We start from the raw sequence: 15,551 nt of genomic DNA on the forward strand, positions 1-15,551 counted from the left end.
AAACGTTAAAATAAAATACATACTTACCACAAAGCACCTTAATCAAGGTGTTTTTTTATGTCCAAGATTTAGTAAACGAATTATAAAATAAGAGTAGAAATTATGATAGAATTACAATTACGAAGTGATGGTGACTGGGAAGTTTGGCAAGGAGGAGGACTTCAACATTATGGAAGTTTAGAGAGTTGTGGTAAATACATCGCAAATAACACGGAAGAACTTGAATCATGGGAAAGTTTATAAACCTTTAAATTATTCAATATTCTTATTCGCAAAAACTTTGAAAGTTTTAATTACAATAGATTCATAAATTTTAATTCTTTCATCAATAATTTTAATATCGTTTTTATTAACACTGTATTTTGAAAGATAATCTTTAAGGATTTTAGCACCAAGAGATTCTTTAATATCACACTCTATACAATCATTAATTATATTCTGATTAATAGGGGTGTCAACAAAAGGATGGTTGATTAATCTATATTTAGCCGTTTCAAAAACCTCTCTACTTCTCTTTTTACAAATCAAATCAAGTTCAACAATATTCATTTTACAAAAATAAAACACAATGAAATATCAATCACAAGGATATAAAACAAAAAAATGTGGGCAAACAGTATTGTCTATGATAACAGGTTTACCAATAGATGTTATTTGTAATGAAATAGGTAAACAAGGAGTAACCTCAATGCTCAATGATCTAAAACCTTTTTTACAAAATCATGGGTATGATACAGAATTTAAACGAATCAGGTATTTTGAGGAAGCCCCTAAAAATTCAATTGTTTTAATATCTAAACAAGGTGTTCCAACAGGTCATTTTGTATTGAAAAAAAAGAAAAAATATTTAGATCCGTATGAAGGTGTAATTCATAAATATAATGAAGATATAAACTTCGCTTTGTGTTATTTAAAATTCAAAAAAAGAAGTGTCGTTTAAAACTATAAATAAAATCCAAAAAAGGCTCTCAAATCTGAGGGTCTTTTTTTGTGCGTGAAATTCCCCGTACCCCACCATTAAAAAAACGGGTAAAGGATAAGACTGCGAACTGTTTTTGGAATCAATTGATTTTTTACACCTACCGACCTACTTTTTATACTATATATATATAATTATATATATAAACCCTTATTAATAAAGGCTTTGTTCATTTATTTGGAGGTAGGTTTGAGGTGTCAAAAAGGTAGGTTTAAGTAGGTTTGATGAAAAACCCCAAACCTACCTTTTTAAGGGTTAGACCTACTTGCACCTACCTTTAAATAAGGTGTTTATTAGTGCTAAATATAGTTGAAACCCTTATAAATACTGAGTTTATTAATAAAAGGTAGGTCGGTAGGTCTTGGAAAATTGAAAATTTAATACTGTTATTAAAACTGTCCTTTGGAAAAAACTTGGGGAGAAATATTTTTACGAAAAATAAAAACGTTTCAGAAAATGCAGACAATAAAATTAAGAAAACTCAAAACAACTACCAGGAATAAAAGTTTTATTTGGAAAGAAAGAAAGCTTTTAAAAGATGAAAGTGTTGAAGCTGTGATTCAAAATTTAAAATCTAAAAAAGAGTGTTTCAAAGTATGCTCAAAAACTGTTGAAAAAACCTACACTTTTAATGGTAATAATTACGAAATCGCTTCTGTTTTAACAGGTAAATAAGTATATTTATATATGGCTAAAGTTCTTAAAACTACAATAGATCCAACGGTTATAAAAATTCCAATGAGGTCATATTTGGTAAAATATTTAACTAAACTTTATGGGAAGGAGTACAAAGTAACGAAACGTACATATTTAGGTTTAATTATAGTAGATGTTTTAACTAAAGACTATCAGAAACCTATATTTACTAATGAAAAATCTACCTATAATTGTATTGTAGCAAATCAATTATGTGTAACTCATGGGCATTTTCCTAAATACACTTCATTTTCTGTATTAGAGAAAAAGATAGATAATATTTTTAAGACTTCTATGTATGAATTTGTGAGGATAAATTTACAAACGGGGAAGTATGATCAGTCTTCTGAAATAATTAAATGTTTAGGAGCGTTTTTAGAGTTTTACAATATAAATGAAGATGATTTAAACCTAGAAACTGCTTATAAAAATTATTCTAGATATGTTTCCAAAAAACGTAATTCGGACAAAAAAAAAACATAAAAAAAAAAGACCTCTACACCCCTTATAAATAAAGGGGTTAGCTCGGACACTTTTACCTAAAATTTTTATTTGTCCGAATGAGTCTATAAAAAAGAGAAAATAATATGGAGTTAGGAGCTTTTCATTCATTTGAAATCATACCAATTACAGATGTTTTAACTTGCCCAGGAGTACTTACAAATAGTAACGTATCTGAATTTACCTATACTAAAAACGAGTCAAATAATACCATTATTCAACCAGTTGGTGAAACTTTAATAGTATCATGTAAACCAAGGAGAACCGCAAATGGTTTACTTTATGCAATAGCTTCAAGCCTAGAAATTAAAAGTCCTTCTGGCGAAATTGACACATTATTTAATAAGATAATAAATCAAGGATTTATTTTAAAAGCAAACACCTATACGGATTCTTCAATTTTGTATGGTTCTAAAATTTTTCCCTTAGAATTAATATACCAGCATGTACATTCAAAAAAGCAAGAAAACCCTGCAAAAATAGCAGTATCTATTAAAGGTAAAATACCTCAAAAGCCTGTATTTATAACCAATAAGTAGTGTTGTTTTTTTTGTCCTACCATAGGATATACTCCTGATTTATGTTTGTAATGTGCAAAAAAAAGCATGTTACATGAAGTCAAATTTACACTCTCTTTTAAGTTCGAATTGGATGCTAGAAGAAAATTCTAAGGCATCGTTAGTTCCTTTTTTATTTAAAATAATGAACGGTTCGAATCAAGAATTAACATTGAACGCAACAGAATTTTCAACAATTGAAAATTCTGGACATTTTCAAAATGTTGCGTCTGGTAAAAATAATTCAGGATCAGTTGGTGTTATTAAAATGCATCATCCAATTTTCAAATACAATCAGGAATGTGAACCAAAAGGCACTCAATCAATTATTAGTCAATTAGAAAAATGGAAAGAAGATTCAAGTATTGTAGGTGTACTATATGACGTTAATTCAGGAGGAGGTCAGGCTTCAGGAACTTCTGAACTTGCTGAGTATAATTTCAATTACCCTAAGCCAATTGGAGTATATACAAATGACCTTATAGGTTCAGCAGCCTATTATTTATCTGCTGGTTGTAAATTCATAGTAGCCAATAAACATGCCGATTTTATTGGCTGTATTGGTACGATGTTTCAAAAATTAGATGTTTCTGGAGTTTTAGAAAAGAAAGGAGCTAAACTTCACGAAATTTACGCTGATTTATCACCCGAAAAGAACTTGCAAAGTAGAGCATTAAAGGAAGGTAATAATAAGCCTTTACTTGAAAAAATACTTAATCCAAATGCTCAAAAATTCCATGATGATATAAAAATGTATCGTCCATCTATTTCTGAGAAAGCTTTAAAAGGTGACATTTTCAACCCTGATGATGCTTTAAAAGAAGGCTTAATCGACGAAATAGGAGATTTTCAAACAGCAATTGATAAAGTTTTTGATTTAGCCAATAACAACACTTCAAATAGTAATATTAATTCCAATACAAATATGAGTAAAACAATTGAAGTACCTACAATACAAACTGTATTGGGGTATGATGCACCTATTGGTGCAAATGAAAACGGGGCATATTTCCAAGAAACGGAATTGCAAACGTTAGAGCAGGCGTTAGTAAACAAAGACCAAAAAGCAACTAATATTCAAGCGAAGTTAGATGCAACTAATTTAACCAACAGTAAAGCTGAAACTGCTATTAATGCAGCTTTAGACAATGCTGAAATTGAATATAACGCTGAGCATACTTTATCGCAAAAAATCAATTTATTGAATAATCAGCGAAACGAGTTTGCTAAGAATTCAGCAACTACAAAAACTCAAACAAGTGCTACCGCTGATCCAGAAATTGGAGATAGTGCACCAGTAAAAGAGTACGCTCATAATAAAGAAGCAAATAACTTTTTAAAATAGACTATAATGGCAGTAAATGTTGAAAGCGTAAAGGCTGAATTAGATGATTATATCAAAAAAAATACTAGTATTATTTCTGGTAAGTTTTATAATACAGATGTAGAACTTGATAAATATTGTACTTCATTATCAAAAGTGCACGGGAAATACCCTCAATACCACAATAAAACTTCAAGAGTTGTACAAGGTTTTAAAGATGTTTGGCAACCACTTGGTGATACTCAATTCAGACAAAAAGTATCTATTAATTTCAGACAAAAAGTAAACTATCCTTTAAATGTAAATGATGTTTACAATACATGGTTAAGTGACTTATTAGTTGAAGGAAAAGATCCTAAAGATCAACCAATATCAAAAGTAATTATTGATGATTTAATGAAAGCTGTAGCTAATGATGTTAATGATTTATCTATTAGGGGAGTTTATGATGAAACCAAAGCTTCAGGAGAGTTTGGGCATTCGTTAGATGGAATAGCCTCGGTTATTAATAAGGGGAGGCTAAATACTAAAAACCCATTTTATAAGATTCCTTTAGATGTAATTACTGATGCTAATGTATTAGATCAGTTTGAGTTTTTTGAGAGAAATATTCCAGAAAATTCTCAAACAGATATTGATTACATTTTTTGTTCTAAAAAAATGCAATTGAGATATGGTGATTCAATTACTGAAAAATACGGAGTCCATAATGATTATGATAGTTCAAGAAAAAAAGAAACCGAAACAAATGGTTATAAAATCATAGGGTTAAGGTATTTACCAGATGACATCATTTTTGCAACGACAAAAGGAAATCTATTAAGATTAATAGATTTAGAAAAAGCAAATAAACCAAGTATTACGGATATACAAAAGCAAGATTATTTACTAAAAATCTTTATGGAGTTCCATCTAGGATATGATTTTTACGTTAATGAGTTAGTTTATGTTGCAGACTTCTCTGGAGCTGGTAAAGGTTTAGGGAATGCAGATCTGAATCAATTGTATTATCCAATGGAAAATTTAAAATAATATGTCAGGAAAAAACACAAATAATAAAAAAGAAGCTTCAGTAGATACTGAAGTTTTAACTGCTCAAATAACTCAATTAGAGCAAGAAAAAAAGGAGTTAACCAATAAATTAGAAGTTTCAGAAGCTCAGGTAGATAACTTAAATCAAGAAAATAAAGATTTAAAAGAACAAAAAGAAGCCGTAGAGTTAGAAAAAGAAGCTTTGGAAGCTAAAAACACTGAGCTTTCACAAGAAAATGAACAGTTAAAAGAGTCCGCTAAGCCAGTAATTGCTCAAAAAGTACTAACCAAAGAGGAGTATTTAAAAACTCGTCCTACGGTTAAAATTGATGGTCAGGATTTTGCTTTTAAATTTGAGGCTCCTGAGACTCTTAAAGTAAAAGGTATTGTTCAGGAGACAAGTAAACTAATTAAGGACGAAGAGATAATGTCAGAGCTTGTTTACGGAAAATCCTTTTATGTAGAACCTGTAAACTAAAAAAAGTATGTTAGATATAAGATTAGAAACCCTCGGGGGTACAGATATTGAGCCTACAGGAGGAATGGTTCATGATGAAATTTATGTGGCTTTTTTAGATGATTTAGAAAAAATAGGGTCTCTTAAAAGCATGGATGGTAAGGACACAGCTAATGTTGCTACAACTATTGAAGAGTTGGCAACAATTACTGAAAGTCATATGTTTAAAGAAGGTAAAGGTTTTACAAGAATTAAAGCAATTCAAGATAAAAACGGAATTGAAAGTTCGCTTATTGGTGAACAAAAGCTAGTTTTTGAAAACAAACTTAATGTCGTAGTTCAGGGTAGTGACCCTACTGTTTTAGGGGCTTTACGTATGTATAAAGGAAAAAAACCTTTATTAGTGTTAGCTCGTGAGGCAGGCTCAGGACGTGTACGCCAGTTAGGAGATAAAAGCTACGGGGCAATACTATCAGAAGGAACTCCAAAAGTAGCCTCTGAAAAAGAAGGTGAAAATAATGTAGCTATGGTTTTTACAGATAAAAATGTAGTAGCAGCTCCTGTTTATTTAGGTGATATAAATTTACAACCAAAACCAAAACCAGTTTTATAAAATGATTATTTAATCTGTTGGGAGGGTTTTAAAAAGTCCTCCAGCGTTAAAAAAATTCCTACACCTTTTTAAACATAAAGCCAACGGCTACTGGAGGACAAAGTCTTCTGGTTGTCGTTGGCTTTTGGGTTTTAAGGTGTAGGAGTAACAAATGTAATAACATTATATGTAAAAACGTAAAAAATGTATATAAAACACACAAGTGCGCCCTTACCTTTTCAAGGACAAAAAAGAAATTTTATAAAACAGTTTAAAGAAGCCTTAAAGGGATTTCCAGAAAATGCAATTTATGTAGATTTATTTGGAGGTAGTGGCTTGTTAAGTCATACCGTAAAAACAGAAAAGCCAAATGCAAAAGTAATTTATAATGATTTTGATAATTTTAAAGAAAGATTAGAATCTATTCCTTTAACAAATGAAATAATATCAAAACTAAAACCAATATTGATTGACTTAAATAAAAACAGTAAAATTCCAATATGTTTAAAAAGCAAAGTCTTAAAAATTATAAAAAGCTATGATAATATCGGATTTGTTGATTACATAACTTTATCATCTAATCTTTTATTTAGTATGAAATATGTTCAATCATTTAAAGACTTAGAGAAACAAACATTTTACAATAATCTAAGAAAATCAGTGTATAAGAACAATGGATATTTGCAAAATGTAGAGTTTATTCATGATGATTATAAAAGTGTTTTTGAAAAATATCGTAAACACGATAACATCGTATTCTTAGTAGTATCCTCCATATCTAAGCACAGATTGTTCAACTTATAAAAATTATTGGAGACTTTCCGATTATTTAGATGTTTTAAAGGTTTTAATGAATACCAAATATTTTTACTTCACTTCAGATAAATCTAGTATTGTTGAACTATGTGAATGGATAGAATCAAATACTGGAGGGATTAACCCTTTTAATAAAGCGAAAATAGCTTATCATTATAATAAAACCACACATAAAACGGGCTATAACGATATTATGTTATATAAAGAGTGTAATTCCTCAAGGTCACTTTAAACTGTTTTAAATTACAAACTGATACCGCTCATTATTGAGCGGTTTTTTTGTCCTATGAATAAAAAATAACAATTGTCAATTTTGAAATAAAAAAATGACAATAGACACATGGCTTTCTAGCAATAACCAAGATTATAAAATTGCCTTACAATTGTATGAGGCCCTACCAACTTGCAACCGCCATTTTTTAAAAGCGATGCAAAAAGCAGATACTCCCCAAAACCTTATAAAGCTTCGGTACCAACTAGAGAAATACAAAAAATTAGAAGTGCCAAAAGCTACTATTTCCAAAAAAAACAAGCCTACTTTAATAAGAACCACAGAGCCTAAACCATCCTTCAAACCAAGAGTTCTAATAACAGATTTACCTCTTGAACTTCATGCTACCTACATAGAGCAAAAAAATAATTTTGCTAAAGCTTGTAGTTTAAAAATGCAATTAAATGCATTGGAAGAACATGAAATTGAACACAAAGCATTGGGCGTTATTTTAAAAATAGAAAGCTTATTTAAGGCCATAAACGAAGCGTGGAAAATAATTGATTACTATCTGGAGCATAAAGAAGTCATACAAGTACCTAAAACAACGCTAGAGAATTTAACTCCTATTGAGTTGTTAAAAAAACAGAACTCCCTACGTTCATCTATAACACGACAAAAAACACGAAAAGAAAAACTACTAGCAGAATTAAAAAATACATCATTAAGAACTCAAAAATTAAAACTAGAAACGAAAATTGAAAAGGCTACTAAAAAGTTAATCAATCTTGAGTCTACTTTGAGTTTTGTTTTGGAAAAAATTTAAGGTTTTTATGATAAAAAAGTATATTTGTTAAAAAGGAATAAAAGTTCCTTTTATCTGGGAAGATAATCGGATAAACGAGAACTTTATTCTTTATATAACAAGTTGTGTGTAATTAAAATCGGGTTAAAGTATTAGTATATGACAATTGACGAATACACAGTCATACCTTTATTCTTAGAAATGTCCATTGAAGGAGCCGCTTCTCCTCTTGGTGTAGGAACGGGATTTTGTGTAAAAGCTGAAGAACAATATTACCTAATAACTAATTGGCATAATGTTACGGGAAGAAACCCTGAATCAAACGACCCTCTTTCGTCTAATGGGCTATGTGACCCTGACAAAATGAAGATTTGGTTTTACACAAATAAAATTGGGACATGGGCGCCTAAAACAATAACGTTAAAAAACGAAGACGGAACGCCTAGATGGATTGAACATCAGAATGGAAGGCAAATAGATGTTGTCGCTATTCCATTTCAAAAAACGGATGACATTTTTATTCGCGAGTTAGATCTTAATACGGCTAATTTGGAAATCGTTTTATATCCTTCAAAATCAGTAAGTATAATTGGATATCCTAACGGCCTAACATCAGGAGGTAAGTTTTCAATTTGGAAAACTGGACACATTGCCAGTGATGTTGACCTTAATTATAATGGAAAGCCTGTCTTCTTAATTGATGCGACTACAAGAAGCGGAATGTCTGGCTCCCCGGTCGTACTCAGAAGCACTGGCATGACGCAATTTAAAGATGGGAACCGAATTGGAACACACACGAAATTTTTAGGAGTTTATTCCGGCAGAATTGATGGTACGTCAGAAATAGGTAGAGTTTGGAAGCCGAATGTCGTAAACGAGATACTATTAAATGCCGCAAACTCGAACCTATTACCAGGAGTTGAATTAAATTAACTACACACAACAAAACCTAAACTGCATTAAAACGCAGCTTAGCCAAAACGTTAGTAAGTATATATAATAACTTTCAAAACACCTTTTAATTAAGGTGTTTTTTTTGTCCTACCTCACAACATTCATAATCTTGATTTTTGAGATAATTAAAAGGATAAAAAACAATGATAGATACTACTAAACCAATCACAGATTTTATTAAGAATAATTTCCAACCAAGTACCCCAGAAAATGCAAACCATAAACTAAGTAGTGAAGAAGTTTTAGAGTTGTTATTTACTTCCTTTCCTAAAGATTCTATTGATACATACGACCTTTATAATATACTAACTAGTTTAGGTTACTTGCCTCAAAAAGATTCTACTGATGAAAATGGGTTATCAATTGTTTGGTGTTTCATTGAACTGGCTGAAACTTCATTGTAAAAGTGTCCTATGATATAAACCTAGTGTCTATCATTTTTGTTATAAAAATAATAGATGTCAGGTTTACCACAAATAAACATAGGAGATACTACATTTGATAAAATATGGGCATACTACAAAAACCCTGGTAAAATAATACTTACCAAAAAGCAAAATGAGAAAAGGGAACGTTGGTTAACTTTATTTACTTTACGCTTAAATTTTCACTCACGCTTACAAGCTATAAACGCCTATAAAGATCAACAAGAACTTTTAGGTAATTCCATTTCACAACAACAACTTTATAAGGACATGACCTTTGCTGAACGTTTGTTTGGCGAGGTGCATAAATCAGATAGAAAAGCATCTTTAGTTGTATTATCAGAATACGCCCATAAGGCACTCCTTATGGCTATGAAGCAGAAAAACCCGATAGCAGTTACCCAAGCCCTTACCAAATTAGAAAAGTACCTAGAAATAGACAAAGAGGAAGCTTCAGAGTTTAATGCAGCTAAACTTGAAGACAAACCAGATAAATATTCATTACCTAAAGGAGTAGCTGATCAACTCAGTTCTTTTCTAGAAGGAGGTGTAGGGGATTTCAATAATTTAACAATAGAAGATGTTGATTATGAGGAAGTAAAACAAGATAAGAATGATGAAGAATAACAATAACTTCAGAGAAATTCAACTAAACCCAGCACAAATGGCAGCTTTTTTTGCTGTTGAAGAGCTAAAGAAATCAAAAGTATATCTTGAATGGGGACGTGGAACTGGAAAATCTTTCATTCTTGCTTATTTCATGAAAAAGATGGTAAAGCAAATGCCTGGTGCATCCTTTGCTTTGGTTGGGTCAACCTATCAACAAATACTAGCTAGAACTTTACCATCTACAAAAAAGGGGCTTGCCAAGCTTGGTATTTTTGAAAATGTTGATTATGTAGTTGGAAAAAATGGAACACAAAGTAATGGCTTTAAACCTCCTGAAGAAGCTCCTAATTCATGGAAAAATATTATTCACTTTTCAAACGGGGCAATCTTTCATCTTGTATCATTGGATAATTCCGATAGTGGTCGTGGTTTTAATGTTTTTGGAGTTTTAGGGGATGAAGCCGCTTTATTTGATCCTGAGAAATTGTATTATAATGTTAAAGCTACCAACCGTGCTAAATCTGAAAGATTCCCAAACGCTTCACTGTTAGGGTGTGAAATATATGCCTCCTCCACTCCTCTAAGTAAAAAGGGGAAATGGTTTACCGATATGGAAGAGAAAATCATTAAAAAACAAATAAAATTTCACGAAAAATATATTTTTATCAAAGCCCCTGCCACTGTAAACAAAATAAACAGACCAGAATGGTACATTGAAATGGAAGAGCAAGCTCCTTCAAAAATCATTTATAATGCGGAGATTTTAAATATTCGACCAAAAGAAATACTAAACGGATTTTATCCACAATTTGGTAAAAAACACCTTTATACTAATCTAAACAAAAAGTATTTGATGGATTTGACTCCAAATTATCAAAGTTCCCATTTAGATTGTAGAAAAGATGCTGATTTAGATACTAGTAAACCATTAACGCTTTCTATTGATTGGGGGATATTTATTTCCTTAGTAGTATCACAAACTCATGCTAATGAACACCGAGTAGTAAATTCCTTTCACAAGCAACAGCCAGAGATTATCAATAATTTAATAGATGATTTCTGTGATTATTATGAGGAATACCCAAACAAAAGAATACAACTTTATTATGGGCATGATGGAAACGCTCGTACATCCAACTCAATGGATACCTATGGGGATCAAGTTGTAAAAATGCTTAAACAAAGAGGTTGGCGAGTTACTGATAAATCCAAAGGAAAACCTGCAGCTCCTCATAATCTAAAGTACACCCTTATCAACCTAATGTTCAAGGGGTATATGAATTTTCCTAAGATTACCATTAATGAGGTAAACAATCCGAATCTAATAATATCTATTGAACGAGCTGAGGCCACCGATGGACGCAACGGAATAGAAAAGGTAAAGAAAGATGAGAAGAATCAGAGTATGAAGCAAGAACACACAACACATTACTCTGATGCCTTTGATATACCTATATGGGAACTCTATAAAGATTTATTGAGTGATAGAGATAGGGAGCATATCGAATTTCTAACCGCCTAATTTTTTTAAATCAATTCAACGCCTTCAGTAAATTCTGGGGGCGTTTTTCATATTTCACTAAATTTCAAAAACAACAATTGTTAAATATCTTAGGGTTCTGCGAGGACTATCGTTATAAAATGAGAATTTACAGGGGTGAAAAACAACACTAACTACTATTAATCAATGTTTTATGTTTTTAAAAATGAGAAAACATTCAAAAAACGCCTAATTTTTGAGATAAAACAGAATGATTTGATGGCTTTTAAATCAAAAGACTACAAAAACTGTAGGTTATCCGATAACTATAAAAACGGAATAAAAGGTTACTGTTGTCTTTATATAATTAATTGTAAAAGTTATATTTGTGAAAAAAAACACCTTAATAAATAAAGATAAACAGGAACAAAAGTTCCTTTTATCCGGAAGAATAATCGGATAAACGAGAACTTTATTCTTTATATAAGGAGTTACCCTTAATTGAAAAAAATGGACAGAAAATTCAAATTTTTAGTTTTTATTTTAATAATTATAGCTTCTTGCAGTTCGAAAATTGAAAAGTGTGTTAAATTTTCCAATTCTTTAAAGAAAAATGAGGAAAAAATTATTTCTAGTCTATCAAAAGTAGATTGGTCAAATAATTTAAATATTAAAAACTCAGACTTTCCCAAATCGATAGAGTTTTATGAGACTGGTAAAGATGATAAAAACAAAAAATATGAAGTTATTGGAACTGATACATTATTTTTTAAAGAAAAAATTTTCTATTTACCAGATGGAAGAATTTATCGCAATCAATTTGATAATGAATTATATACTCAGTACTATTATGATTCTATTGGAAGATTAGTTTATAAAAAATATCACATAAAATCTATTAAAGGATATACAATTGATAAAATACACAGATGGGTATATAATTATAAAAATGAAATAAAAGAAAGGTATTCATATGATTTAAAGAATAATCTAGAGGTAATCAGTGAATTTGGAAGCTTTTATAAGTATAGACATTTAGATGAAGGCATTTTGGAAATTGTAGAAAGAGAAATGCTTGATGACACTTTTTCTGAATATGCTTATAAAACTTATGACAATACAATTTTATATAATGCAAATGGAGAGATTATTTTCTTTAGAAATCATGATTTAGATTTTTCTGATAATGAATCTGATAGAGTGTCAGAGTATAAATTTGATATGAGTAATAGACTTATAAGTGAAAAAAAATATAAACTAGGATTTAACTATACACACCTTTATAAGTATGATGATAATTTAATCAAAAAGATTAGAATAATTGGTGATGGTAGAGATGGCTTTGCTTTAACTCTCCGAAAAACCAAAGACAATCTTCAAGTAATTAATTCATTTCATGTGCCGAATGATAGTTCTTTTTTTGACATGCCTAAAAGTAAAATTCCAGCAAAGTATCATCGTGAGACAATCGAAAATAAATTTAACGATAAAAAAGATTTAATTGAAGAGAAGACTATTTATGAAGATAAAATTGTAATCCATTATTACAAGTATGAATATGACAATAATGGTAATTGGATAAAGAAAACTCATTCTAGACAAAATTTTGACAAGAATAACACTCCTATATCATCCAAGAAAACATATTCGATAGAGTTAAGGAAAATTGAATATTTTGAACCTAACGAAATATTTTATCTTAAAGAAATTCCAATTGAAACGAATGACGAGAAAGAAAGAAGATTAACTTTTATGAATAAATTGAAATCTTTTAATAACTAAGGGTAACAAGAGGGTATAGTTTATTTTCGCTGTTAGGTTTATTTAGTAAAGTAGTTACTAAGCTTAAAGTTCGGTTTTATTTGCTAAATTACAGCCAAAAAACCAAAACAAACCATACCCAAAACGTTGGCAGTAATTAAAATGAACTAAAATGGGAATGGACCTCGATTTATATGTCTATGATGAAAGCATTGAAAGTCCACACCTTTCGAGAAGCTTTCAAGATGAAATAATTTTTGATTGGTATTTGAATTTTGAATCATTTTTAAGTGATGAAGAGATAAAAAAAGTATCACCAAACACTTACGGTGAAATTACAATAGGAGAAAAACAGCCTTTTGAGGAAAGGGACAAATCAAAAATTTTGGATAAAATATCAGATGTCACAACTGGAAATGGAAGTCTAAATAATATTAATAATCTTTTAAATGATTTTTTAATAATCAGTGAAAAAGTTGAAGATAGGGAAAGAGATCCCAAAAGATTAAAAAAGATTCTGAAAAAGATTCAAAATCATTTGATTGACAGAAGTTTTGAACTCCCATTAGTCCATTCAATTTTCAAGTCTAAAGAACTTAATGAAGAAGTTGGTTCCATATTAATTGATGGAATAGAGGGGCTTATTGAAGGAGATTTATACCATTATGATAATTATGAAAATGTAAGAAATAAAATCCATATAAAAAGTTATAATGATGATTATGGAAAGATTGACTTTTATTTGGATATTAAACCTATGATTAAGTTTAATGATACTAAATATTTCACAAAGTCAATAACCAAGGCAGAGCAATTTAAAAAGGAATTTGAAGCTTGTTTTGATTTTTTAGATCAGGCAATAAAAGCAAACAAAAAAGTCCTCTGGGAATTTGGATAATAAATGAAAACTACCGCCAACAACACCTAAACTGCATTAAAACGCAGCTTAGCCAAAACGTTAGCCATAATTTTCCCAAACATTGAAAACAGAGGAATTAACATACATAGATTGGAATTTATTTTCCATACTCAAAGAACCAAAATTGAATCCTCATATCGTTCTGGATGATTTTCTAAAAAGAGAATCAGATAAAATTACTTTAGTTTATTCGGATGCACATCTTGGAGATTTAGAAAAGACATCTGAAAAATCATCTAGCACACGAATAAATGACTTGAATTATCTTTCTGAAAAGACAAATAATTTAGTAATGGTTAAATATTTTGGACGTGATTATGTTAATGTTGAAAATAGAAATGCACTTGAGTTTTTCGAACAGAATGTTTTTGATAATGCAACAATGCCATTAGCTGTTGTAAAACAAATGACAGACCAGTATGGTCCAATAAGAGATGATATTATCAAAACGTATTTTAAACTAGACCCAAAGAGTATCTGTAATTTTTCAGTTGCTCAATTGGACGAATTAATAAAAATGATGGGTATTAGTAGTTCTTTAAAGGAATTTGTTGAATTCGGACTATCATTGCGAGGAAATACTAGAACAAATCCTTTGACATATATTGATTACTATACAACAGCTTATATGAATTTAGATTTTATTGGTTTTTTTCCAGATTCAATGAATGAAAAAGGAGATTTTAGCAATTTATTAAATGACGCAAAACATTCAGCTTATGGTTCAATATGTAAAGGATTTATAACAAACGACAACAAGTGTTACCATAAATCAAAATTCTTATTTGAATATTTTGAAAGTAAATCAAAGCTGATTAAAACCTGTAAAATTAAAAATGGAACTGCTGAATTAGAAAAACAATTGAACAGTTTAACGGAATAAAAAACTATGGCTAACAAGGTATAAATTTTATTGCTAGCTAATAGCTTACTTGGGAAAGTCCTCGCGGACTTTCTAATCAGTAATATTTTACTTACTTTTAGCTTGAAAACAACGCAACAAAGTTTATACAGAGCCGTTAGCAAATATTTAAAAATGACACTTTCGGAAATTTACTTCTATATACTAATTTCGATTTTCCCAATCGCTAGTATTTTGATAATTAATTTCTCTGAAGATTTGAAAAAAAACTCAATATTTCAAAAGTATCTTAAATCGAACCTTTATAGCTGGATTTTTGGGAATATTACTCGTATTTTTAAAATGGAATTTTTTCTGTAACTACAATTGTATTCTAATTACGTTTTCTCCATTTATAACACTGAATATAGTAAAACTAATCACTATACTTTTTGACATAATATTCAAAAAAGAGCCTTTCAATGTTGATGAATTTGGACTTAGCGACGGATTATGGGTCAAAAATAAAGGAAATTTAAAATTTCGAGGTTATTATGCTCTTTACTCAACTGTCTTATGGATTACTCCCTTG

Annotated in this window: 20 protein-coding genes; 19 read left to right on the top strand and 1 reads right to left on the bottom strand. The window is 30.1% G+C overall.

Annotation, left to right across the window (positions count from 1 at the left end; genetic code table 11):
* Positions 1 to 102 precede the first annotated feature (102 nt).
* Entirely contained in the window at positions 103 to 243 is a 141-nt protein-coding gene (locus ACMFBB_RS05235) for a hypothetical protein (protein WP_435263407.1), read from the top strand.
* A 9-nt stretch (positions 244 to 252) separates the two neighbouring features.
* On the opposite strand, the gene ACMFBB_RS05240 is transcribed toward ACMFBB_RS05235, so the two are convergent.
* Positions 253 to 549, bottom strand: coding sequence for a hypothetical protein (locus tag ACMFBB_RS05240; RefSeq protein WP_435263408.1), 297 nt, complete (start codon positions 547 to 549; stop codon positions 253 to 255).
* Between the two features lie 19 nt (positions 550 to 568).
* Here ACMFBB_RS05240 and ACMFBB_RS05245 point away from each other — a divergent pair, with 19 nt between their 5' ends.
* The 18 genes from ACMFBB_RS05245 (at position 569) to ACMFBB_RS05330 (ending at position 15,001) form a co-directional block, all read left to right on the top strand.
* Positions 569 to 940 carry a hypothetical protein gene (locus tag ACMFBB_RS05245; protein WP_435263409.1) on the top strand — a complete coding sequence of 124 codons (372 nt, stop codon included), beginning with the start codon at positions 569 to 571 and terminating at the stop codon, positions 938 to 940.
* A gap of 495 nt (positions 941 to 1,435) precedes the next feature.
* Positions 1,436 to 1,654, top strand: a complete 219-nt coding sequence (locus ACMFBB_RS05250) for a hypothetical protein (protein ID WP_435263410.1) — start codon at positions 1,436 to 1,438, stop codon at positions 1,652 to 1,654.
* A 12-nt stretch (positions 1,655 to 1,666) separates the two neighbouring features.
* On the top strand, positions 1,667 to 2,158 hold the full coding sequence (locus ACMFBB_RS05255) for a hypothetical protein (RefSeq protein ID WP_435263411.1): 492 nt from the start codon (positions 1,667 to 1,669) through the stop codon (positions 2,156 to 2,158).
* A gap of 104 nt (positions 2,159 to 2,262) precedes the next feature.
* Entirely contained in the window at positions 2,263 to 2,715 is a 453-nt protein-coding gene (locus tag ACMFBB_RS05260) for a hypothetical protein (RefSeq protein ID WP_435263412.1), read from the top strand.
* Between the two features lie 73 nt (positions 2,716 to 2,788).
* Entirely contained in the window at positions 2,789 to 4,078 is a 1,290-nt protein-coding gene (locus ACMFBB_RS05265) for a S49 family peptidase (RefSeq protein ID WP_435263413.1), read from the top strand.
* A 6-nt stretch (positions 4,079 to 4,084) separates the two neighbouring features.
* On the top strand, positions 4,085 to 5,089 hold the full coding sequence (locus ACMFBB_RS05270) for a hypothetical protein (protein WP_435263414.1): 1,005 nt from the start codon (positions 4,085 to 4,087) through the stop codon (positions 5,087 to 5,089).
* A 1-nt stretch (position 5,090) separates the two neighbouring features.
* Complete coding sequence (locus tag ACMFBB_RS05275; RefSeq protein ID WP_435263415.1) at positions 5,091 to 5,567, top strand: hypothetical protein; 477 nt, start codon at positions 5,091 to 5,093, stop codon at positions 5,565 to 5,567.
* A gap of 7 nt (positions 5,568 to 5,574) precedes the next feature.
* The gene (locus tag ACMFBB_RS05280) at positions 5,575 to 6,159 is read left to right on the top strand and encodes a hypothetical protein (RefSeq protein ID WP_435263416.1); all 585 of its coding nucleotides are present in this window, start codon (positions 5,575 to 5,577) and stop codon (positions 6,157 to 6,159) included.
* Positions 6,160 to 6,342: 183 nt separating this feature from the next.
* Positions 6,343 to 6,942, top strand: coding sequence for a DNA adenine methylase (locus ACMFBB_RS05285; protein ID WP_435263417.1), 600 nt, complete (start codon positions 6,343 to 6,345; stop codon positions 6,940 to 6,942).
* A gap of 46 nt (positions 6,943 to 6,988) precedes the next feature.
* Positions 6,989 to 7,186: a hypothetical protein gene (locus ACMFBB_RS05290; RefSeq protein ID WP_435263418.1), complete on the top strand. Its 198-nt coding sequence runs from the start codon at positions 6,989 to 6,991 to the stop codon at positions 7,184 to 7,186.
* A gap of 94 nt (positions 7,187 to 7,280) precedes the next feature.
* Positions 7,281 to 7,991: a hypothetical protein gene (locus ACMFBB_RS05295; protein WP_435263419.1), complete on the top strand. Its 711-nt coding sequence runs from the start codon at positions 7,281 to 7,283 to the stop codon at positions 7,989 to 7,991.
* A gap of 138 nt (positions 7,992 to 8,129) precedes the next feature.
* Positions 8,130 to 8,903, top strand: a complete 774-nt coding sequence (locus tag ACMFBB_RS05300; RefSeq protein WP_435263420.1) for a S1 family peptidase — start codon at positions 8,130 to 8,132, stop codon at positions 8,901 to 8,903.
* A 164-nt stretch (positions 8,904 to 9,067) separates the two neighbouring features.
* Entirely contained in the window at positions 9,068 to 9,328 is a 261-nt protein-coding gene (locus ACMFBB_RS05305; protein WP_435263421.1) for a hypothetical protein, read from the top strand.
* A 54-nt stretch (positions 9,329 to 9,382) separates the two neighbouring features.
* Positions 9,383 to 9,976 (top strand): hypothetical protein, encoded by a 594-nt coding sequence (locus ACMFBB_RS05310; RefSeq protein WP_435263422.1) that lies wholly within the window; start codon positions 9,383 to 9,385, stop codon positions 9,974 to 9,976.
* On the top strand, positions 9,963 to 11,480 hold the full coding sequence (locus tag ACMFBB_RS05315; RefSeq protein WP_435263423.1) for a terminase large subunit domain-containing protein: 1,518 nt from the start codon (positions 9,963 to 9,965) through the stop codon (positions 11,478 to 11,480). The genes ACMFBB_RS05310 and ACMFBB_RS05315 overlap by 14 nt, the downstream gene beginning before the upstream one ends.
* A 468-nt stretch (positions 11,481 to 11,948) precedes the next feature.
* Positions 11,949 to 13,220, top strand: a complete 1,272-nt coding sequence (locus ACMFBB_RS05320) for a hypothetical protein (RefSeq protein WP_435263424.1) — start codon at positions 11,949 to 11,951, stop codon at positions 13,218 to 13,220.
* A gap of 151 nt (positions 13,221 to 13,371) precedes the next feature.
* Positions 13,372 to 14,097 carry a hypothetical protein gene (locus ACMFBB_RS05325; RefSeq protein ID WP_435263425.1) on the top strand — a complete coding sequence of 242 codons (726 nt, stop codon included), beginning with the start codon at positions 13,372 to 13,374 and terminating at the stop codon, positions 14,095 to 14,097.
* Between the two features lie 82 nt (positions 14,098 to 14,179).
* On the top strand, positions 14,180 to 15,001 hold the full coding sequence (locus tag ACMFBB_RS05330) for a hypothetical protein (protein WP_435263426.1): 822 nt from the start codon (positions 14,180 to 14,182) through the stop codon (positions 14,999 to 15,001).
* Positions 15,002 to 15,551 lie beyond the last annotated feature (550 nt).

The organism is Tenacibaculum sp. nBUS_03, assembly GCF_051201695.1.
GTDB lineage: Bacteria > Bacteroidota > Bacteroidia > Flavobacteriales > Flavobacteriaceae > Polaribacter.